At 33.8% G+C, this 22,176-nt stretch carries 20 protein-coding genes and 1 tRNA gene; 4 read left to right on the top strand and 17 right to left on the bottom strand.

Going from position 1 to position 22,176, the window contains the following annotated elements:
- Positions 1-88: 88 nt before the first annotated feature.
- Together ACFX5F_RS02410 and rpe are read left to right on the top strand one after the other, a co-directional pair.
- Complete coding sequence (locus tag ACFX5F_RS02410) at positions 89-952, top strand: sigma-70 family RNA polymerase sigma factor (protein ID WP_007137700.1); 864 nt, start codon at positions 89-91, stop codon at positions 950-952.
- 397 nt (positions 953-1,349) lie between these two features.
- Positions 1,350-2,012: a ribulose-phosphate 3-epimerase gene (rpe, locus tag ACFX5F_RS02405; protein WP_379849553.1), complete on the top strand. Its 663-nt coding sequence runs from the start codon at positions 1,350-1,352 to the stop codon at positions 2,010-2,012.
- 219 nt (positions 2,013-2,231) lie between these two features.
- Here rpe and ACFX5F_RS02400 read toward each other — a convergent pair whose 3' ends face one another.
- The 17 genes from ACFX5F_RS02400 to mraZ form a co-directional block, all read right to left on the bottom strand.
- A complete protein-coding gene (locus ACFX5F_RS02400; protein ID WP_379849551.1) occupies positions 2,232-3,041 on the bottom strand; it encodes a zinc-dependent peptidase in 810 nt (269 codons plus the stop codon).
- An 83-nt stretch (positions 3,042-3,124) separates the two neighbouring features.
- Positions 3,125-3,198 (bottom strand) — tRNA-Arg (locus tag ACFX5F_RS02395).
- A gap of 68 nt (positions 3,199-3,266) precedes the next feature.
- Complete coding sequence (locus ACFX5F_RS02390; protein WP_379849549.1) at positions 3,267-3,716, bottom strand: GatB/YqeY domain-containing protein; 450 nt, start codon at positions 3,714-3,716, stop codon at positions 3,267-3,269.
- 341 nt (positions 3,717-4,057) lie between these two features.
- Positions 4,058-6,004, bottom strand: coding sequence for a cell division protein FtsZ (gene ftsZ, locus ACFX5F_RS02385; RefSeq protein ID WP_379849547.1), 1,947 nt, complete (start codon positions 6,002-6,004; stop codon positions 4,058-4,060).
- An 89-nt stretch (positions 6,005-6,093) separates the two neighbouring features.
- A complete protein-coding gene (gene ftsA, locus ACFX5F_RS02380) occupies positions 6,094-7,476 on the bottom strand; it encodes a cell division protein FtsA (protein WP_379849545.1) in 1,383 nt (460 codons plus the stop codon).
- A 6-nt stretch (positions 7,477-7,482) separates the two neighbouring features.
- Positions 7,483-8,205: a cell division protein FtsQ/DivIB gene (locus ACFX5F_RS02375; protein ID WP_379849543.1), complete on the bottom strand. Its 723-nt coding sequence runs from the start codon at positions 8,203-8,205 to the stop codon at positions 7,483-7,485.
- Positions 8,192-9,541, bottom strand: a complete 1,350-nt coding sequence (murC, locus tag ACFX5F_RS02370; RefSeq protein WP_379849541.1) for a UDP-N-acetylmuramate--L-alanine ligase — start codon at positions 9,539-9,541, stop codon at positions 8,192-8,194. The genes ACFX5F_RS02375 and murC overlap by 14 nt, the downstream gene beginning before the upstream one ends.
- 27 nt (positions 9,542-9,568) lie before the next feature.
- On the bottom strand, positions 9,569-10,657 hold the full coding sequence (gene murG / locus ACFX5F_RS02365) for an undecaprenyldiphospho-muramoylpentapeptide beta-N-acetylglucosaminyltransferase (protein WP_379849540.1): 1,089 nt from the start codon (positions 10,655-10,657) through the stop codon (positions 9,569-9,571).
- Positions 10,658-10,714: 57 nt separating this feature from the next.
- A complete protein-coding gene (locus ACFX5F_RS02360; protein ID WP_379849538.1) occupies positions 10,715-12,004 on the bottom strand; it encodes an FtsW/RodA/SpoVE family cell cycle protein in 1,290 nt (429 codons plus the stop codon).
- A gap of 84 nt (positions 12,005-12,088) precedes the next feature.
- Positions 12,089-13,420, bottom strand: coding sequence for a UDP-N-acetylmuramoyl-L-alanine--D-glutamate ligase (gene murD / locus ACFX5F_RS02355; protein WP_379849536.1), 1,332 nt, complete (start codon positions 13,418-13,420; stop codon positions 12,089-12,091).
- A gap of 125 nt (positions 13,421-13,545) precedes the next feature.
- Complete coding sequence (locus ACFX5F_RS02350) at positions 13,546-13,899, bottom strand: four helix bundle protein (RefSeq protein ID WP_379849534.1); 354 nt, start codon at positions 13,897-13,899, stop codon at positions 13,546-13,548.
- 43 nt (positions 13,900-13,942) lie between these two features.
- Positions 13,943-15,172 (bottom strand): phospho-N-acetylmuramoyl-pentapeptide-transferase, encoded by a 1,230-nt coding sequence (gene mraY, locus ACFX5F_RS02345; RefSeq protein ID WP_379849532.1) that lies wholly within the window; start codon positions 15,170-15,172, stop codon positions 13,943-13,945.
- Between the two features lie 6 nt (positions 15,173-15,178).
- Entirely contained in the window at positions 15,179-16,642 is a 1,464-nt protein-coding gene (locus tag ACFX5F_RS02340) for a UDP-N-acetylmuramoyl-L-alanyl-D-glutamate--2,6-diaminopimelate ligase (RefSeq protein ID WP_379849530.1), read from the bottom strand.
- Positions 16,639-18,642 (bottom strand): penicillin-binding protein, encoded by a 2,004-nt coding sequence (locus tag ACFX5F_RS02335; protein WP_379849528.1) that lies wholly within the window; start codon positions 18,640-18,642, stop codon positions 16,639-16,641. Before ACFX5F_RS02335 ends, ACFX5F_RS02340 begins: the two co-directional genes overlap by 4 nt.
- Entirely contained in the window at positions 18,633-18,980 is a 348-nt protein-coding gene (locus ACFX5F_RS02330) for an FtsL-like putative cell division protein (protein WP_073203992.1), read from the bottom strand. The genes ACFX5F_RS02335 and ACFX5F_RS02330 overlap by 10 nt, the downstream gene beginning before the upstream one ends.
- Before the next feature lie 15 nt (positions 18,981-18,995).
- Entirely contained in the window at positions 18,996-19,904 is a 909-nt protein-coding gene (gene rsmH, locus ACFX5F_RS02325; RefSeq protein WP_379849526.1) for a 16S rRNA (cytosine(1402)-N(4))-methyltransferase RsmH, read from the bottom strand.
- Positions 19,879-20,352 (bottom strand): division/cell wall cluster transcriptional repressor MraZ, encoded by a 474-nt coding sequence (mraZ, locus tag ACFX5F_RS02320; RefSeq protein ID WP_379849524.1) that lies wholly within the window; start codon positions 20,350-20,352, stop codon positions 19,879-19,881. The genes rsmH and mraZ overlap by 26 nt, the downstream gene beginning before the upstream one ends.
- Before the next feature lie 370 nt (positions 20,353-20,722).
- Here mraZ and ACFX5F_RS02315 point away from each other — a divergent pair, with 370 nt between their 5' ends.
- Together ACFX5F_RS02315 and yihA are read left to right on the top strand one after the other, a co-directional pair.
- Positions 20,723-21,499 (top strand): alpha/beta fold hydrolase, encoded by a 777-nt coding sequence (locus ACFX5F_RS02315; protein WP_379849522.1) that lies wholly within the window; start codon positions 20,723-20,725, stop codon positions 21,497-21,499.
- Between the two features lie 27 nt (positions 21,500-21,526).
- Positions 21,527-22,147 carry a ribosome biogenesis GTP-binding protein YihA/YsxC gene (gene yihA, locus ACFX5F_RS02310; protein ID WP_379849520.1) on the top strand — a complete coding sequence of 207 codons (621 nt, stop codon included), beginning with the start codon at positions 21,527-21,529 and terminating at the stop codon, positions 22,145-22,147.
- The last annotated feature ends 29 nt before the right edge of the window (positions 22,148-22,176 follow it).

Here is a 22,176-nt window from a genome sequence, read left to right as displayed (position 1 = left end):
ATAAAATTATTTTTAAAACAATTGTAACTTTTTTGAAACTCCCTACGTATAATCATTTGTACACTTAAAAAATTGAGGAGACAAAAACATGAGACAACTTAAAATCACCAAGCAGGTTACGAATCGTGAAACTGCATCATTAGACAAATATTTACAAGAAATTGGAAAAGTTGACCTTATTACCGCTGACGAAGAAGTAGAATTAGCACAAAAGATTAAAGCTGGGGATCAAAAAGCCTTAGAAAAATTGACAAAAGCTAATTTACGTTTCGTAGTTTCGGTAGCAAAACAATACCAAAATCAAGGACTTACACTTCCTGATTTAATTAATGAAGGAAATTTAGGATTGATAAAAGCAGCACAACGTTTTGATGAAACACGTGGTTTCAAATTCATCTCCTATGCCGTTTGGTGGATTCGTCAATCTATATTACAAGCATTGGCTGAACAATCCCGTATCGTTCGATTGCCTTTGAATAAAATTGGATCTATCAATAAAATCAACAAAATGTACGCTTTATTAGAGCAATCTAACGAGCGTCCACCATCTGCTGAGGAAATTGCAAAAGAGCTTGACATGACCGTAAATGACGTGAAAGAGAGTATGAAGAACTCTGGTCGTCACTTATCAATGGATGCTCCCCTTGTTGAAGGAGAAGATTCTAACCTTTACGATGTATTACGTTCTGGCGAATCTCCAAATCCAGACAGAGAATTAATCCATGAATCATTGCGTACTGAAATTGAGCGTTCATTAGAAACATTGACTCCAAGAGAAGCTGATGTAGTTCGTTTGTACTTTGGTCTTGGCGATCAACACCCAATGACATTAGAGGAAATCGGAGAAACTTTCGATTTAACTCGTGAGCGTGTGCGTCAAATCAAGGAAAAAGCAATCCGTAGATTAAAACACACTTCTAGAAGTAAAATACTAAAAACATACCTTGGATAATATCCAAAATAAATTTCAAATCCCAATCTTTTGGGATTTAAAATTTTACAGTAAACAACAGTTTGATTGACTGTTCGTTTTTTGATTGATGATTGAAACTCCGGCTGATTACCGGAGTTTTATTTTTTGTTATTGCGAGGAACGAAGCAATAACATTATTATTTTTTGGGCGTAACCCTCCGTAAAAACTTCGGGTCAGGCTATACGCTTGTAGTCCTCGTTCGTTCCTCTCTGTGGGCTACCGCTTCTATCCTTCACGCAAACAACCTAAAATCATAAAAACGTATACAACTTTGTGAAACAACTTTGTGCGAATTGTGGTTAAAAAAACTACTTTTGCACAAACAACGCACTTGTAAAGACGCACTTCAGTGCGTCTCAACGTAACAACTACACAATGAAAAATACATTAATTGCACCATCAGTACTTGCTGCTGATTTTGCTAATCTGCAACGCGACATCGAAATGATCAACAGCAGCGAAGCCGATTGGTTTCACATTGATATCATGGATGGTGTTTTTGTTCCCAACATTTCTTATGGAATGCCAGTTTTAGAAGCTATTACAAGACATGCTAAAAAAATAGTCGATGTACATTTAATGATTATTGATCCGGACCGTTACATCAAAACTTTCGCTGAATTGGGCGCTAATATTCTAAGTGTACACTATGAAGCTTGCACACACCTTCACAGAACGCTACAAGCAATAAAAGCCGAAGGAATGAAAGCTGGAGTTGCCATTAATCCACATACCAATATTGACTTATTAGAGGACGTTATTAACGATATCGACTTGGTATGTATAATGAGTGTGAATCCAGGTTTTGGAGGACAATCATTTATTGAAAACACGTATGCAAAAGTTAAAAAATTAAAAGATTTAATCAATAGAAAAGGGGCGACTACACTTATAGAAGTTGACGGTGGCGTTACTAATAAAAATGCAAAACAACTTGTTGAAGCAGGAGCTGATGTTCTTGTAGCTGGAAGTTTTGTTTTCAAAGCCGAAAATCCCACCCAAACCATACAAAATTTAAAGAAGCTAACAAGCTTCTAAAGAAAATGGCGCTTTGAGCCTACAGTGTGGACACAAAAATTAGATTAGATATTAAACACGAATTTCACTAATTTGCACGAATTTAATTCGTGCAAATTAGTGAAATTCGTGTTTAATTTTTTAATATCAACTTAAAAATCAGTGTGAATCAGCTTAATCAATGTTATCTGTATCCTATTTTAAACTTATGTTCAGACGATAGACCTTGAGCGCCATTTTTTATTTAAAATATTCTTCATTGAAATTAATCATCACCACAATGTGTGCGTATAATTCTGGATTCGTTGCTTTAAATACATGAGGTGTTTCAAAAAAATGCTCCAAGATTACCGATAAAAATTCAAATTGATTTCCATAAGCATACAACCTAAAGTATCCTTTCTGCTTTAGCACATTATTTAAATTTGGGTCAGTGTAATATTTTATGACTTCTTTAAATTCATCAAAAAAGATAATGGCACTTGGGTCGTTACTTTTTAAGCAATGAAAATGCAACACATGAGAAAACTCATGTAAACCAAGATTAATATTGTCGTTTGATGTAGAATGACCCAATAAGAAATCTTCCCACGAAAAAACGATTGCTTTAATTTTTGGATTGAATTCTCCTTTATGATATTCTTGATTTACCGTAGAAAAATAACAAGAAGGGTAGATAATTATTTTATCAAACAAACGAATAAGATAATTTCGCATTCCGAAAGTTAACATCACATAAGTTCCAGCAATCAGCATTTGCATTTGATCCGTAATAACGATCTCTTTGCCAATAAAAGAATAGTTACCAATAAACTCCTTCACCCGATGCTCAAAATACGCTTTTCTTTCGTGAGAAAGCCTATTATAAAACGGGAAATCATTTACTAAAATTTGGCGTTGGCTTAATTTTAATTTCTTTGCAAAAGGATACCAATGAATGTAAATAGGTTTGTTGAATAAAAGCAAGTAAGCTGGCTCTATGACTTTGAAAATGAAAATCACAAGAAATAGTACCCCAAAAAGTATCGTAATAAAAAGTTGAAGAGACATATTTTACAACGTTTTAAAATGAAAAATGCTCCAAAACATTTCAAGCAAACTTGATTTTTTTGAAGCATTTCTATATGTGTTTGTGGCCGCGACAGGGTTCGAACCTGCAACCCTCAGAGTCGAAATCTGATATTCTATCCAGTTGAACTACGCAGCCTTATTTTAATTACGAATTTCAAATTACAAATTATACAAACGTAATTCGTAATTTGAAATTAACAATTATTATACTAATAGTTTTTTCACTATTGTAGAAATAGTTTTTCCTTCGGCAGTTCCGCCTAATTGTGCAGCTGCTAATCCCATTACTTTTCCCATTGACGCAATTCCTGATGCTCCTGTTTCTGCAATGATTTTTGCAATCACCGCTTCTACTTCTGCTTCGCTTAATTGTGCTGGTAAGAATTTTTCGATTACTGCTATTTGCGCCAATTCTGGTTCCGCTAAATCCATACGGTTTTGCTCCGTAAAAATTCTAGCACTTTCCTTACGGGTTTTCACTAGTCTTTGTAGCAATTTAATCTCGTCATCTTGTGTTATTTCTTCTTTCGACCCTGTAGCAGTCTGCGCTAACAGAATTTCAGATTTAATAGCTCTTAACGCTTCAAGTGCAACGGTATCTTTGGCTCTCATGGCGGTTTTCATTTCGTCCATGATTTGTACTGATAAACTCATATTCTTTATTGTTAATTTAGTTAATCAATTATTCGTTTAATCGATTGTTGAAATAGTATAAAAACGCCTACTTTTTTTAAATGCCCCAGATGATAGTAAAAAGCCTTTTTGGGAGAAAATGTATTTTTTCTTGGGCTTAAAAAGCGACTGAAGGAAGCTCTTTTAAGGGCTTAGAAAAAAGCATTTTCGAGAAAAAGCTTGAAACGACAGCTGGATTAAGGCTCCGCAAATTTAAAGAAATTTACTTGAATTAACAATAGATTACTTTCTTCTCTCTACACAAAAAAATAACCCGAAAATTAAATTGAATTTTCGGGCTATATCATTTTGGTTTGAGTTCGTTAATCTACATTATCATGCAAATACGAGTTATTAGAACGCAACTGTAAATCATTGTTGCTGTCTGTTCCAACTGAAATTCTCGAATTTGTATTGTTTGGTTGATTATTTGAAATATCGATTCCTAATCTTTTGTATGCAGGCTCTTTTTCATACTCATCAATTTTAGAAACATTATTATGAAACTTGTAATTGAATTCTTTTAATTTTTTTCTTCTTTCATCAGCTCTAAGCTTCAAAGTTTCTTCAATTGTCATTTCCATTGGAGAAATATTTTCAAAATGAGTTGGTGCATTTGTAGTTGCATCTACTTGTTTCATTGTAATATTTAACTCGGCAGGAACAAGAACTTCAACTACTTTTGCAATTGGTTTAGCTGCAAAATCAGTATCTGCTTCCATGTACTCCTCAAGAGAATATTTGATAATTCCTCTATCAGATAATTCTGTTACCGGAACAAATTGAACTGCTTCGTTTACTTTGATATCGCGAGTTTCATTTGTTAGTTCAAATAAAACTTTACTTTCCTCAACGGGAGTAACTGGTTCCGATTTAAAAAGTGGCAAATCAAAAGAGAAAGCCGTTTGTTCTTGTCTTTCGATAATTTTTGGCTGCACTGCTTTTACCGCTTTAACTTCTGGTCCGGTAAAAGTAAATTCACTATCATTAATTGGAGAAACGATTTCAAAAGTCACATCTAAATTTTTTATAAATTCAGACATAACCATCAACTCTTCTTTATTGATTGTTGGCTCTGGTACTGTTACAACAGGCTCAGGAGCCACTACTGTTGTATCTTCTAATAAATCGAAAATTATTCTTTCGTTAGAATTAGACACCGGTGTTACGTTATTTAAATCGAATGCAGCAACAGTTCTATTACTTAGATTATGAACACTTCTTTGCTCGTCCTCTAGGGTGTGAATTATTTTTTTAGGCTCAGTATTAACAATTTCATTTTGTTGTTCAATATCAAATCCCGTAGCGATTATGGTAACTGCAATTGCATCTCCAAGTGATTCGTCTTCACCAACCCCCATAATAATATTTGCATTATGACCTGCTTCAATTTGAATATGATCATTGATCTCTCCTATTTCGTCAATTGTAATTTCATTAGTTCCAGAAACGATAAGCAACAATACGTTTTTGGCACCTGTAATTTTATTATCATTTAACAAAGGAGAATCTAAAGCTGCAACAATTGCCTCTTTAGCTCTATTCTCACCTGAAGAAACAGAAGATCCCATAATAGCCGTTCCGCTGTTATACAACACTGTTTTAGCATCTCTTAAATCGATATTTTGTGTGTAGTGATGAGTAATTACTTCGGCAATACCTCTTGAGGCTGTTGCCAAAACTTCATCAGCTTTAGAAAACCCGGCTTTGAATCCAAGATTTCCGTATACTTCTCTTAATTTATTGTTGTTGATAACAATTAATGAGTCGACTTGTTTACGTAATTTATCGATACCAATTAAGGCTTGTTCCTGACGCACTTTTCCTTCAAATAAGAAAGGCAAAGTCACAATTCCTACCGTAAGAATATCTCTTTCTTTAGCCAATTGCGCAATCACCGGCGCAGCTCCTGTTCCAGTTCCACCACCCATTCCCGCAGTGATGAAAACCATTTTAGTATTGCGATCCAACATTTTTTCAATCTCGGCAATACTTTCAATAGCGGACTGCTGTCCAACATCTGGGTTTGCTCCAGCGCCAAGCCCTTCAGTTAAATGCACTCCTAACTGAATTTTATTAGGCACAGAACTACTCTGTAAGGCTTGAGAATCCGTATTACAAACGATGAAATCAACGCCTTTAATACCTTGTTTGAACATGTGATTAATGGCATTACTTCCGCCTCCACCTACACCAATTACTTTTATAACATTTGATTGATTTTTTGGTAAATCAAATGAAATACTTCCAAATTCTGAGTTGCTCATCATTTTATTTGGTTTTAAAATTCTTGTTTAATTCTTTTTTTCTTCTTAAAGCGTGGGGCAAAAAGGAGAATGAAATATTTATTATTTATTAACTATTCTGCGTTATCCAGGAAATCCTTAATCTTATCAACATACCTGTCAAAAAATGATCTTTGTATTTTATCTCCCGTAGATACTTGTTTTTCACCAAAGTTTTGTGCGTCTACTTCGGCTTCTGTTACCGGCACTACCACCTCTTGAATTTGCGTAACCGGCGCTCTGTAAACTGTAGCTTTTGGAGGCTCAATAGCATCCATTCTTACAGCACTTTGAGAATTATTTTGAATACTATTCATTACTAGTCCTACAGCGGTAGCATATAAAGGACTCGAAATCTCTTCATCAGAATTTCCCGCTAAATGCTCGTTTGGATATCCAATTCTAGTATCCATTCCTGTAATGTATTCCACTAACTGCTTGATATGTTTCAATTGCGCTCCACCACCAGTAAGTACTATACCAGCAATCAGCTTCTTACGAGGATCTTCATGACCATACGCCTTTACTTCGGTAAAAACCTGATCTATAATTTCGACAACACGAGCGTGAATTATTTTCGAAAGATTCTTTAACGAAATCTCTTTTGGCTCTCTGCCTCTTAATCCGGGAATAGAAACAATTTCGTTGTCTTTATTTTCACCTGGCCAGGCAGAACCAAATTTAACTTTTAATAACTCCGCTTGCTTTTCAATGATCGAACAGCCTTCTTTAATATCATCAGTAATTACATTTCCTCCAAAAGGAATTACAGCAGTATGACGAATAATACCATCTTTGAAAATGGCCAAATCCGTTGTGCCGCCACCTATATCGATAAGCGCAACACCTGCTTCTTTTTCTTCTTGGCTCAAAACGGCATCAGCTGAGGCTAATGGCTCCAATGTCAAACCTGACAATTCTATCCCTGAGCTTTGAATACATCTTCCAACGTTACGTATCGATGAGGCCTGCCCTACTACAACATGAAAACTTGATTCTAATCTTCCGCCATACATTCCTATAGGCTCTTTGATTTCCGATTGTCCGTCAATTTTAAATTCTTGTGGCAGTACGTGTATAATTTCCTCACCTGGTAACATGGCCAATTTATTTACCTGGTCAATCAAAAGCTGTATATCATTCTCCCCAATAACTTCTTCGGGATTATTTCTGCTAATATAATCTGTGTGTTGAATACTGCGTATGTGTTGACCAGCTATTCCAACCACTACGTCTTTAATCTTATAACCTGAATTATTTTCCGCTTCTTGAATTGCTTGTTGGATAGATTGAATAGTTTGAGTGATGTTATTCACAACACCTCTTGCAACTCCTAAGCTTTTGGATTTTCCAATTCCCAAAATCTCTAATTTCCCATACTCATTTTTCTTGCCTATCATGGCAACAATTTTGGTTGTCCCAATATCTAGACCTACTGCAATATTCTCTTTTTCCATTATCTATTATTTAGTGCAAACTACTTGTTCCGTAAATCTGAGATCTATTTTTTTATATTTATACAACGTACTATCTAAAACCGCCTTTTGAAAAAAAGCTTTATAATTTTTGAATTTACGCTCTACATTTATCATTCTGCCAAAATCAATTTGATAATCAAAATTTCTATTGAGCATTATTAAGCTACCATTCGGCATAATTTGTATTCCGATAATGTTTTTTTTCAAAAAAGCATCGTCATATATTATGCGAAATAAATCAGCTAAATCTTCGTTATTTTTTTTATTAATCCCCCCTAAAACAAGTGGAACTCGAGCTGTAAAATTTGCTGACAATGGCATTCTATTACCTTTGTAATCAATATAGAAAGAACCTCCTTCATCAAAAACCCTAGCTATTGGAGTCTTTTGTTTCACTACTGCTTTTAAAACACCATCGATACTCACAAATACATCTGACTTTTCAATCATTTCTTGTGCATCTAGTATTTTTTCCAGCTTATTCAAATCTAAATTAACTTTTTGAATGCTCGATGCATCTTTTTTATTTTCTATTAACAATTTATTAACCGTTTCTTGCCTTAAAAATGGAGAGACATCTCCTACAAAAACAACGGTAGATTTAATTAATTTTCTGTTTGCATTTCGATTTGACGTGAATGAAAACAAAAAAACAACTAATGTAAACATCAGTACTAATCGAATATTTGACCAATTAAAGAGTTTCATTTATCGCTTTTTTAATTGTGGGAACCAATTCTCCAATATCACCTGCTCCAATTGTAACAATCACTGTAGCATCAGATGCAAGAATTGTTGGAATTAAATCATTTTTCTGGACCAATTTTTTATCCCTATTCGTCATTTTATCCATCAACCATTTAGAAGATATTCCTTCCATCGGTAACTCACGGGCAGGATAAATATCGAGCAAAACAACTTCGTCAAAAGCAGATAAACTTTTGGCAAAATCATCTGCAAAATCTCTGGTTCTACTAAACAAATGAGGTTGAAAAATAGCCAAAACTTTTTGATTTGGGTACAATTCTCTAACCGCCTGATGCACGGCATTTATTTCCGTTGGATGATGCGCATAATCATCTATATAAACTAATCTATCTGTTTTTATTTGATAGGAAAACCTTCTTTTTATTCCTTTGAATGATGCTATGGCTTTTGCAATGGCATCGGTTGGGGTGCCGAATAATTTTGCCATTGCGATAGCCATTAAAGCATTCATTAAATTATGTTTTCCAGGTAATCTAAACTGTAAATCTTCTATTATTTCAGTTGGCGTTTGTACATCAAACGTATAACTGCCATTCCCAACTCTAACATTAAACGCCTTGAAGACAGCATCTTCATTTACCGCGCAGGTAACTCCTTCAATTGGTAATTCTTTCGTTATAAAAAGATTACTTTTATCTTCAACTTTTGAAGCAAATTCAATAAATGATTCTTCTATGGCTTGACTAGTCCCATAAATATCCAAATGATCCGCATCCATTGATGTAATGCAAGCAATATTGGGATGCAAATGCAAGAATGAACGGTCAAATTCATCTGCTTCAACAACAGTAACTGTTTTACCGCTTCCTATTAAATTCGAATTGTAATTTTCTACAATTCCGCCAATAAAAGCAGTTACATCAGCACCACTTTCATATAAAATATGACCCAAAATACTTGAGGTAGTAGTTTTACCATGAGTTCCGGCAACTGCAAAACAAAAAGTATCTTTAGTTATTATCCCTAAAACTTCAGCTCTTTTTTTAACCTGATACTCTCTTTCCAAAAAGAAATTCCATTCAGAATGATTTTTAGGTACCGCTGGAGTAATAATAACCAATGTGTTTTCTATATAATAATCTTTTGGAATCAAATCAATATTATCTTCAAAATGAATTGAAATACCACTTTCTATTAATTCATCTGTAAGCATCGTAGGTGTTTTATCATAACCCGAGACTTGCTTACCTATATTTTTGAAATAACGAGCCAAAGCACTCATGCCGATGCCTCCAATTCCTATAAAATAGACGTTATGTATTTGATTTAAATTCATATTCTTTATACTTTTCGCGTTTATTGTCTATTTAATTAACTTCACGATTTCGTCAACAATTTGTTTCGTTGCTTCCGGTTTGGCCAATTGTTCTATATTCTCACTTAATTGATTCTGTTTTCCCTGATCCTTCAGCAAGGCTTCAAAAACAAGACCAAATTGCGAATCCAACTCAGATTCTTTCAACATAATTGCTCCTTTTCTATCTACAATTGCCTGAGCATTTTTAGTTTGATGATCCTCAGCTACATTAGGAGAAGGAATAAAAATCACAGGTTTCCCCACAATGCACAATTCCGAAACTGATGACGCACCTGCACGGGAAATGACAATATCAGTGGCAGCATAAACTAAATCCATTTTTTCAATAAAAGCCATTACTTGTACATTCCCTTCATTATATCTTTTATAATCTTCTAAATATAATTTTCCGCATTGCCAAATGACCTGAACATTTTGAGAAAGTAAATTTTTCAACTCCTTTTCAATAAGTTGATTTACTCTTCTTGCTCCCAAACTTCCACCAAGAACCAACAACGTTTTCTTGTTAGAATCTAAATTAAAAAATTGAATTCCTTCGGCTCTTTTACTTTGAATATCAATTAAATCTTGTCGAACCGGATTTCCTGTCAATATCATTTTATTTTTTGGAAAAAAAAGCTCCAAATTTTCATAAGCAACACAAATTTTATTTGCTTTTTTGCTTAACCATTTATTTGTAATTCCGGGATACGAATTTTGTTCTTGAATTATAGTTGGGATTCCGGCGATTGCAGCCACCTGTAATAAAGGTCCGCTTGCAAAGCCGCCTGTTCCTATAACTACATCGGGTTTAAACTCTCTTATTATAGTTCTTGATTTTAATAAACTTGCCAGAAGTTTGAGCGGAAAAAGGGAATTATCAAATGTCAACCTTCGTTGAATACCAGAAATCCAAAGCCCTTTTATTTTATACCCGGCCTGAGGAACTTTTTGCATTTCCATTTTATCCTGAGCTCCTACAAAAAGAAATTCAGCATTTGGAAAACGTGCTTTTAATTCATTGGCAATCGCAATGGCAGGATAAATATGTCCTCCAGTTCCGCCACCGCTTAATATGAATTTGTATTGTTTCATTTTTTATAATGTTACTGAGTTCCTCTGTTTTCAAAAATTATTTAATCTTAAAAGCGATTACTTATTTAAAACTGCATTCATTGGATTCTTAGCTTTATCCTCAATAGAATAATCATTATCAATACTGTATTCCTCTTCTAATTGTTTGTCAATTAATTTTTGAAGCGCTTCTTCTCTTTTGGCAGCGTCTTTTAATTCTTGGGCGATTTCTTCCTCTTTTTTAGTCACACTGATGATAATCCCAAGTGCAAAACAGGTCATCCAGATAGAACTTCCTCCACTACTTATCAAGGGTAATGTTTGTCCTGTAACAGGCAATAATTCTACGGCAACAGCCATATTAATCATTGCTTGAAATATCATGGGAAAACCTAACCCTATAACAACTAATTTCCCAAATAATGAATTGGCTTTATGAGAGGCTACGACAAATCGGAACAACAATAATAAATACAAAGCCAGAACACCTAAACCACCTATAAGCCCATATTCTTCAACAATAATGGCATAAATAAAATCGGAAGAAGATTGAGGCAAGAAATTCTTTTGAACGCTTTTTCCAGGACCTAATCCATATATTTTACCGGAAGCAATTGCAATTTTAGCCTTCTCAATTTGATAATCATCTTCATCTGGTTTATCTGTACTAAAATTCTCGATTCTGCTTTCCCATGTATGCACTCTGCTAAAAAATCTAGAATCAGGAAAAGCTTTGGATAGAAGAACAAAAAAAGCAAGAAATAATATTCCTGATCCTACAATGATTCCAATATATTTTAATGGGTATTTACCAATAAAAGTCAACATTAATATCATCGAAAAAATCAGTGCTGTTGTAGAGAAATTAGCAGGTAAAATTAGTATCAAAGTGAAAAACACTGGTAACCAAAGCTCCCACAAAGAGGCCTTGAATGTAATAGGTTCTTCTCTGGTTTTAGACAAATAACGTGCTACAAACATAAATAACACTATAGACGCTAATGTCGATGTTTGAAATGTTATTCCAATAAATGGCACTTGAATCCATCTACTGGCGTTTGCACCGGCGATGACAGTACCTTTAATTAAAGTGTATGCTAATAAAATCCAAACCACCGGCAATCCTACTTTAGAAATAGCTCTAAAATAATGATACGGGACTTTATGAATCCAATAAATAATTGCGAAACCAATACAAATATGAGCCAAATGTTTTACCAAATACCCTAATGTATTTCCGTTTCCTTGTCCAATATAAGCCAAATTACTACTTGCACTAAAAACAGGCATAAACGAAAACAAGGCTAATAAGGCCACGAATGACCATATCCCTTTATCTCCTTTTAAATTGTTTATTAGTTGTTTCATTTTTTTATTTAAGATTTTCAATTTAGCAATTAGGATTTCGCGTTTGGAATACAATTCCTAAATCCTAATTCGTAATTCCTTATTTTATAAATTCTTAACTGCTTGTTTAAATTGGTTTCCTCTGTCTTCATAGTTTTCAAACAAATCAAAACTAGCACAAGCCGGCGACAATAAAACCGTATCTCCTTTTTCGGTTAAACGCTGTGCCATTCTCACGGCATCATTCATATTATCAACTTCGACCATCATATCTACCACATTCCCAAAAGCATCTATTATTTTTTTATTATCAACTCCGAGGCAAATAATTGCTTTTACTTTTTCACGAACTAACGACATCAATTCATTGTAATCATTTCCTTTATCAACACCACCCACAATCCAAACTGTAGGTGTATTCATACTATCTAATGCAAAAAAAGTGGCATTTACATTGGTTGCTTTGGAATCATTGATATATTGTACATTTTGGATTTTCAAAACTTTTTCAAGACGATGCTCTACTCCTTGAAAGTTAGACAAGCTTTCGCGTATTGTCAACTTTCTAATTTGCATCAATTTTGCCACAGAAGTTGCTGCCATTGCGTTTTTCATGTTATGTTTTCCTTCCAAGGCAATATGCTCTGTATCCATTGTAAACTCTTCTTGATTAATTGAAATTTCCATTTTGTTATTTTTTATATAAGCTCCTTCGCTGAGTGTTTTTGTCAATGAAAAAGGAATTAATTTAGCTTTAGTTGTGTGCGTTTTAAGCCATTCTGCAATGGCTTCATCATCTGCGTCATATATGAGGTAATCGTCCTCGGTTTGATTCATTGTAATTCTAAATTTTGAATCAATGTAATTTTCATATTTATAATCGTATCGATCTAAATGATCCGGACTAATATTCGTAATAATAGCAATGTGCGGTTTGAAATTCACAATTCCATCCAATTGAAAACTACTCAACTCCAGCACATACGAATCATAATCATTATCTGCTACCTGCCAAGCAAAACTTTTACCGATATTCCCTCCTAATCCTACATTCAAACCGGCTGATTTTAACAAATGATAAGCAAGCATTGTAGTAGTGGTCTTTCCGTTGCTGCCGGTAATTCCAATTATTGTAGCGTTTGTATAAGGGGCTGCAAACTCAATTTCTGATAGCACTGGAATTCCTTTCTCCAGCAGTTTTTTGACAATTGGAGATTTTTCTGGAATTCCCGGGCTTTTCATCACCAAATCACCATTCAAAATCAAATCTTCGGTGTGCTTTTCCTCTTCCCAGGCAATTTCATTAATGATAAGAACCTCTTTATAATTTTCTTTTATCTTTCCAAAATCAGACACAAATACATCAAATCCTTTCTTTTTACCAAGAATAGCAGTTCCTATACCGCTTTCTCCACCGCCTAAAATTACTAGCCTCATACTATTTCAATTAAAAATTGAGAATTAAAAATTAAAATTTTTGAATAGTGATTAACTGAATTTTGAGTAGTTCTAATTCCTCATTTTCAATTTTTAATTCTCAATTAATTATTTAATTATTTTTTCTACATTTTCCCCTTTAAGGTTATTATAATTTTCGCCAATATTTTACAAATTTCTTCGGCTTCAACACATATACTTTCAAATTCAATAATTGAAATATAATCTGTTTCTTTTAATAATTTTAACCAATAAATTGTTTCTCTTGCTTCTTTGTATGAAATCTCCAGTTTAAATAAAAACTCTTTATTAGAACGCCCACCTATTGATTCTTCTACGTTTGCACCAATAGATGTTCCACATCTTAAAATTTGTTTACTCAAAACAAACTCCTTTTTTTTATTTGTTAAATTTTTGTATAAATTAATTATCCTAACGGCAAAAAGAAATGATTTTTGTTGAATAATATTTTCTTTCATTCCGAGAATTTTTAATTTTTAATTCCTGATTTTTAATTAAAACTTATCTTAATTTTAAAGTAACAATTGACAATATGGCCAGCATGATCGCAACAATCCAGAAACGGGTTACAATCTTACTTTCGTGATAACCTTTTTTCTGATAATGATGATGTAAAGGGGACATAAGAAAGATTCTTCGACCTTCGCCAAAGCGTTTCTTTGTATATTTAAAATAAGAGACTTGCAAAACGACTGAAAAATTTTCGACAAGAAAAATTCCACATAATAAAGGAATCAGCATTTCTTTTCGAACTGCGATTGCCAAAACAGCAATGATTCCTCCAATAGTCAAACTACCTGTGTCTCCCATAAAAACAGATGCAGGATAGGAATTATACCAAAGAAACCCAATTAATGCTCCCACAAAGGCAGCGATAAAAACCGTCATTTCCCCTGAATTAGGGATATACATTATATTTAAGTAATTAGAGAAAATGATATTTCCGGAAACGAACGTAAATATTCCCAATGCCAGTACCGAAACAGCTGAAGTTCCTGCAGCAAGCCCATCAATACCATCCGTTAAATTAGCACCATTAGAAACCGCAGTAATAATAAAAATAACAACTGGAATAAAAATCAACCAAGCCCATTTTTCATATCCTTCACCTGTCCAAGCTAATAATTCAGCATAATCAAATTCATTGTTTTTAAAGAAAGGAATTGTCGTTGCAGTAGATTTTTCTTCGACTGGGGCTTGAACAATTACATTTTCTGTAGGTGTTTTAAAAATATCCGATTTCGCAGTATCAGTTCTAACAGTTACAGCAGGACTAAAATAAAGAACTGTTCCAACAATTAATCCCAAACCTACTTGCCCAAAAACTTTAAATATTCCTTTTAGACCTTCTTTATCTTTTTTGAAAATTTTAATATAATCATCTATAAACCCAATAGTTCCCATCCATAGCGTAGTAACTATCAATAAAACGATGTAGATATTATGCAGTTTTGCAAAAAGGACGACAGGAACTAAAGTGGCAAATATGATAATCAAGCCTCCCATAGTTGGTGTACCTGCTTTTTCATTTTGACCCGCCAAACCAAGTTCACGGACCGTTTCCCCTACTTGTTGTCTTTGCAGAAAACTGATAATTCTTTTTCCATAAATCGTAGATAACAGCAAAGAAAGCATCAATGCCAATGCAGATCTAAAAGTAATGTACTGAAAAACACCTGTTCCAGGAACATCTAATATTTTGTCTAAATATTGAAATAAGTAGTATAGCATATTTGTCTATTTATGGAGTTGTTCTAATAATTCTTTAACAATTTTCATGTCGTCAAAATCATGACGAACACCATTTATTTCCTGATAAGTCTCATGACCTTTTCCAGCAATTAATATAATATCATTTGGCTGAGCTAATTGACAAGCGGTTTTTATAGCCTGTTTTCTATCGGTTATAGTCAATGTTTTTTTATAATTTTGCGGGGCAACACCTTGTTCCATTTCTGTAATAATAACTTCCGGGTCTTCATTTCTTGGATTATCGGAAGTTAATATTGCTTTATCACTAAGCTCTGACGCAATCCCAGCCATGATTGGGCGTTTTGTTTTGTCTCTATTCCCACCACAACCTACAACAGTTATCAATTGCTCATTTTTTGTACGGATATTATTGATTGTTTTCAGCACATTTTCTAATGCATCTGGCGTATGCGCATAATCTACAATAGCTGTAATATTTGAGGCCGAAACAATAAATTGAAAACGTCCCGAAACACTTTCTAAATCTGATAATAAGCGAAGTACCTCCAGGCTTTCCATTCCTAATTGAACTGCCGTTCCGTATATCGCCAATAAATTGTAAGCATTAAATGTTCCAATAAGTTTCACCCAAACTTCATTTCCATTTATTTTCAACAACAAACCGGACAATTGATTTTCTAGGATTTGTGCTTTATAATCAGCATAGGATTTTAAAGCATACGTCAGTTTTTTTGCTGCAGTATTCTGCAACATCACTGGTCCGTTTTTATCATCAATATTTACTAATGCAAAAGCAGATTTTGGCAAATTGTCAAAAAAAGATTTTTTTACATCTCTGTACTCTGCAAATGTTGGGTGATAATCCAAATGGTCGTGAGACAAATTGGTGAAAATACCGCCTACAAAATGCAATGCTTCCGTTCTTTTTTGATGAATTCCATGCGAACTCACTTCCATAAAACAATATTCAACACCACTCTCCGCCATTTCTTTTAGATAGTGGTTTATTGTAATTGAATCCGGAGTGGTGTGAGTCGCTTTATATTCTTTCTCGTCAACTAAAATTTTCACTGTAGAAAGTAATCCAACTTTAAACCCTGCTTTTTTAAACAATTGGTATAATAAAGATGCAATGGTAGTTTTACCGTTTGTTCCTGTAATACCAACCAATTTCATTTTTTCAGAAGGATCTCCAAAATAATTTGCAGCCATAAATGCCAAGGCCGAATTAGTATCTTTGACCTGAACATAGGTGATTCCTTTTGTGGTAGTCTCCGGAAAAGTATCGCATACAATTGCAACAGCTCCCTGTTGAATTGCCTTTTCTATAAAATCATGACCGTCAGAAATAGAACCACGAATAGCTATAAAAACATCGTTTTTTTCGATTTTTCTTGAGTCGAAGTCCATTTTGTCTATAGTAATATCCGTCGAACCTTTTACGGCTTCGATTGCTACTTTGTATAATATGTCTTTTAATACACTCATGATAATTCCAATAGTATAGTTGTGTTTTTCACAATGTTTTGACCCGCTTGGAGCGATTGTTTTTTTACCTTTCCTATTCCGGTAACTTTCACTTTTAAACCTAAGTTTTCTAATAAAGCCAATGCATCCATCCCTGACATTCCTTTTACATTAGGAATTGATGGCGACTTCACTTGTGATTTTACAAAATAAGAATCATAATTATTTTCTTGTTTTGGAATCTTTCTGTTTAAATTTTTAATTTTATTAGTTGAAGGAGCATCTGTAAAAATCTTTTGGGCAATACGTTTGAAAACGGGACCTGCCACATCAGCACCATAATAATTGTTATTTACCGTACTCGGCTTATGAACGACAACTATACAAGAATATTTTGGGTGATCTGCTGGAAAATAACCCACAAATGAAGAGGCATAATATTTACCTGATCCGCCATCTTTTGCATAATTCACCGCAGCCGTTCCTGTTTTTCCTGCCATAGAAAAATCTTTAGAATACAATTTTGATGCTGTGCCTTTTTTGACAACATTTAATAAGATTGCTTTTAATTTCAAAATAGTTCCTTGCGAACATATTTTAGGATTCAAAACCTCTTTATCATACTTTTTAATTGTTTTATTCCATTCTTTAATTTCAGAAACAAACTGCGGTTTAACCATTTCTCCATTATTGGCAACAGCATTATAAAAAGCTAATGTTTGCATTGGCGTAATAGAAACTCCATATCCAAAAGCCATCCAAGGCAGTGAAATATTTGACCAGTGTTTATCACTTGGCTGTGGAACATAGGGACGACCTTCCCCTTTAATCGAAAGTCCTAAAGGTCTATTTAATCCAAAATTGTTAAGGTGATTTACAAATTTTGAAGGCTCCTTTTTATAATTATTATAAACGGCTTGAACCATGACCGTATTCGACGAAAGTTCAAAACCTCTTGCTAAAGAAATTTTACCATACCCACCTACATGGGAATCGCGTACTTTCCTTCCTGAGTAAACTACTACACCACCATTGCTGTCATAAACAGCACTAGTATCTACTTTTTTATCTTCAAGAAGCGCCATTAAATCGGCTAGTTTATAGGTAGAACCAGGCTCGTGAGATTCGGCAACGGCATAATTCGTAGTTTCAAAATACGTTCCATCCGTAGCTCTTCCCAAATTTGATATTGCTTTAACATGACCGGTACTAGTTTCCATAACTACCACGCAACCATGATCTGCCTGGTAATCTTCTAATTGTTTCAACAAAGCATGATGGGCAATATCTTGAATAAAAACATCAATGGTCGAGATCACATCGTAACCGTCCTGCGGATCCACTTCGTTGATGTCACGCAACGGTTTCCATTGTCCTTTTGCTATTTTTTGCTTTAAAATATTCCCGTCTTTACCGTTAAGATATTTACGATAAGCCCATTCGATACCTTTCCCATCTGAAGTTCCATTTGAATTACTTCTTTCATAGCCAATGGTACGTTCTGCAATTTTCCCTATCGGATGTTTCCTAACCGTTTCTTGTTCAATGATTATTCCGCCTTTATTACTACCCAAATTGAACAGTGGAAACCCTTTGATTTTAAAATATTCTGTATAGCTTAAATTTCGAGCAATTAGATAATATCTGTTTTTGTTTGCTCTTGCTTTTCTTAATTCATTTTGAAAATAGCTGGACGGTTTCCCTAAGACTGAAGCCAATGAATCAGACAAAGTCTTCACATTTTTTTCGAATGATTCCGCTTTTGGAGTAACAGCATCAAAACGTATTTCATAGTTTGGAATAGAGGTTGCCAAAAGGCTTCCGTCAGCAGAATAAACATTTCCTTTATTGGCTGGAATTACAAAATTTCTAACCGTTCTTTCTTTGGCTAATTTTCTATAATAATCCCCCTCCACCCATTGGATATTTGTCAACTTTACAGCAATCGCAATTGCCATCAAAAAGATAGCGAATGCAACCAGATAAATTCTGTACGATATGTGTTTATCTTCTACTGCCATATTTTTTTGAAGAAACTTTTTTCTTCTTCTTTTTTAACTTCAATTTTAACTGGAGGAACTGTTGACGGAAAAATATTTTTTTCTACCATTTTTTCAGAAACTGTTGATTCCATTTTCAATTTCATTAGCTCCGAACGTCTGTCTACAAATTCCGAACGCAATTCTTTTACTTTATTTGTCAACTCAGTAATCTTAAAAACTTTTTGTTCAAATCGCTGCGTATTAGCAATCATAATTATAGCTAAAACAATTACAAAAACAATGAAACGCCAGTTTTTAACTGCATCATCATCGATCAGAAACCTTGCTTTTAATAGATTATAAACTCCGTTTTTCATTTTTTATATAACTAATTATATCTTTTCCGCTATTCGTAGTTTAGCACTTCTCGCTCTGTTATTTTCCTTTATTTCAGCAGCATCCGGCACAACTAATTTACCAACAGTTTTAAATGGAACCGAAAAATTACCAAAAAAGTCACGCTCAGGTTCTCCTTCAAACATGCCATTTTTCATAAATCGTTTTACCAATCTATCTTCTAAAGAATGATACGAAATCACGCTTAATCTACCGCTTGGATTTAATATTTCTAAGGATTGTTCCAAAAACTCTTTCAAAACATCCATCTCTTGATTTACTTCAATACGAATCGCTTGATAGATTTGAGCCAATATTTTATTTCTAACTCTTTCCGGTAGATATTTCGCCAATACCTCTTTCAATTTATCTGTGGTTTTGATTGGTTGCTCCTCTCTTGCTTCTACAATCGTTCTTGCTAAAACAGGTGCATTTTTCAATTCTCCATAATCCACGAATACTCTTTTCAGGTTCGCCTCATCATATTCATTAACCACACGATAGGCATTCAAATCATTTTTTTGACTCATTCTCATATCCAACTCTGCATTAAATCGGGTCGAAAAACCTCTTTCTGCAACATCAAACTGATGTGATGAAACCCCCAAATCACCTAAAATTCCATCAACACTTTTCACCCCGTAAAAACGTAAAAAACGTTTAATGAATCTAAAATTTTCATTAATAAGTGTAAATCTTTCGTCATCCAAAGCATTCGCTAAAGCATCCTCATCTTGGTCAAAGGCAAATAATTTTCCGTTTCGACCAAGTCTTTTTAAAATTTCTTTTGAATGACCACCGCCACCAAAAGTCACATCTACATAAATGCCGTCAGGCTTAATATTTAAACCATCTACTGATGCCTGAAGCAAAACCGGATTATGATATTCCATAGTCGTTGTCATTTATATTTCCCATTACTTCTTCTGCTAAATCAGCAAAATCTATTTCTTCATCACCTATAGATTTCTCATACAAGTCTTTATCCCAAATTTCCACAATATTGATTGCTGATGAAAACACTACCTCTTTACTAATACTAGCAAAAAGCACTAAATCCTTTGGCACTAATAATCGCCCCAAAGCATCTATCTCAACTATTTTCACCCCGGCAGTAAACTTGCGTATGAAATCATTGTTCTTTTTAACAAATCGGTTCAGCTTACTGATTTTTTCTGTCATCAATAGCCATTCCTGCATAGGGTACAACTCCAGACACGACTGAAAAACGGAACGCTTCAAAACGAACCCGTTTTGAAGAGAAGAGGCCAACTGCTTTTTCAAAGGTGCCGGTAACAACAACCTCCCTTTAGCATCGACTTTACATTCATATGTTCCAACAATTGTATCCAAGGAAAATGTATTAAATGGTGTAGAGCAAAAATATAAAAAATATTACCACATTTTACCACTATATACCACTTTGTTAATAAGTTTAACCACTTTTGAATAAAAACCCTTAATTTTTGGACAATCAGAACGTTATGTCAATTTTATTTTATTTGTAAGAAAGATAACATCATTAAAAAAGAAGACTAAAAACACTGTACAATTTGAATCTTACTATTGGCAAAAAGAGCAAATAATTAACATTTTAGATCATAAACAAGTAAAATTTATCATAATTAACTTAAAGAATTAACTAATTAAAATTGTCGTAAAAATTTATTTTTATTTTTTAAATCCTATATTTGTCAAAATTGAAAATCCGGATTCTAAAAACATGGAAAAATACTATAAAAAAGAAGGTAGATACAGCTATTATGAAGCTGGAGAAGGAATCCCTATTGTCATTCTTCACGGCTTGATGGGAGGGTTAAGTAATTTTGATGCTGTTGCCAGTTATTTTTCTAACAAAGGATACAAAATAATAATCCCTGATTTACCAATTTACACTCAAAGCATTCTAAAAACTAATGTTAAGAGTTTTGCTAAATACGTAAAAGATTTTATTACGTTTAAAGGCTTAGAACGAGTAATTCTTCTAGGAAATTCCCTTGGGGGACATATTGCTTTATACCATACAAAAATGTATCCTGAAAAAGTAGCAGGTCTCATAATAACTGGTAGCTCTGGACTTTACGAAAGTGCTATGGGAGACAGTTATCCAAAAAGAGGTGACTACGAATACATTAAGAAAAAAGCAGAAGATGTATTTTATGATCCAAAAGTAGCAACTAAAGAACTTATTGACGAAGTGTATGCTTCCGTAAATGACAGAATAAAATTAATCAAAACATTGACGATTGCCAAAAGCGCCATTCGTCATAATATGGCTAAAGATTTACCAAAAATGCATGTACAAACTTGTATTATTTGGGGTAAAAATGATAAGGTAACTCCTCCTGATGTTGCTGTAGAGTTTAATAAATTATTACCAAATTCTACTTTATATTGGATTGACCACTGTGGCCATGCTGCCATGATGGAACAGCCGGAAGAATTTAATCGTTTGCTGGAAGAGTGGCTATCAGTAACCCATTTGCAAGTACACGCTTAAAAAAAAGAATAATTAGATACGCAAATCATGAAAATTAATACTGCCGAATTTATTATCAGCAACTCTGATGTAACAAAATGTCCCAAAGACTTTATGCCAGAATATGCTTTTATAGGCCGATCAAATGTAGGTAAGTCCTCATTGATCAATATGCTGACTAATCAAAAGAAATTAGCGAAAACGTCTGGAAGACCGGGAAAAACACAATTAATTAACCATTTTTTAATTAACAACAATTGGTTTCTTGTCGATTTACCGGGTTATGGCTACGCCAAAGTTTCTAAAAAGACAAAATCTATTTTTCAGGAATTCATTACTGATTATTTTGAAACAAGAGAGCAATTAGTTTGTGCTTTTGTTTTAATTGATATTCGTCATGAAGCACAAACGATAGACATTGAATTCATGTCCTATATGGGAGAAAGTGAAATTCCATTTTGTATTGTTTTCACCAAAGCTGATAAAATCAGTAAAGTAAAAATTGATTCTCACGTTGCTGCTTACAAAAAGAAAATGTTTGCTAATAACTGGGCCGAAATGCCTCATTATTTTGTTACCTCAGCAACTGAATCTACAGGAAAAGAAGAATTATTAAGTTATATTGACGAAGTAAATCAAGAAGTTTTCAAAAATAACAATCAGTTTTAGAAATTCGATTCTCTTATTTAAAAACAAAT

It is taken from the genome of Flavobacterium zhoui, from assembly GCF_042787235.1.
Classification (GTDB): domain Bacteria; phylum Bacteroidota; class Bacteroidia; order Flavobacteriales; family Flavobacteriaceae; genus Flavobacterium; species Flavobacterium zhoui.
This window is presented reverse-complemented; position numbering and strand designations above follow the sequence as displayed.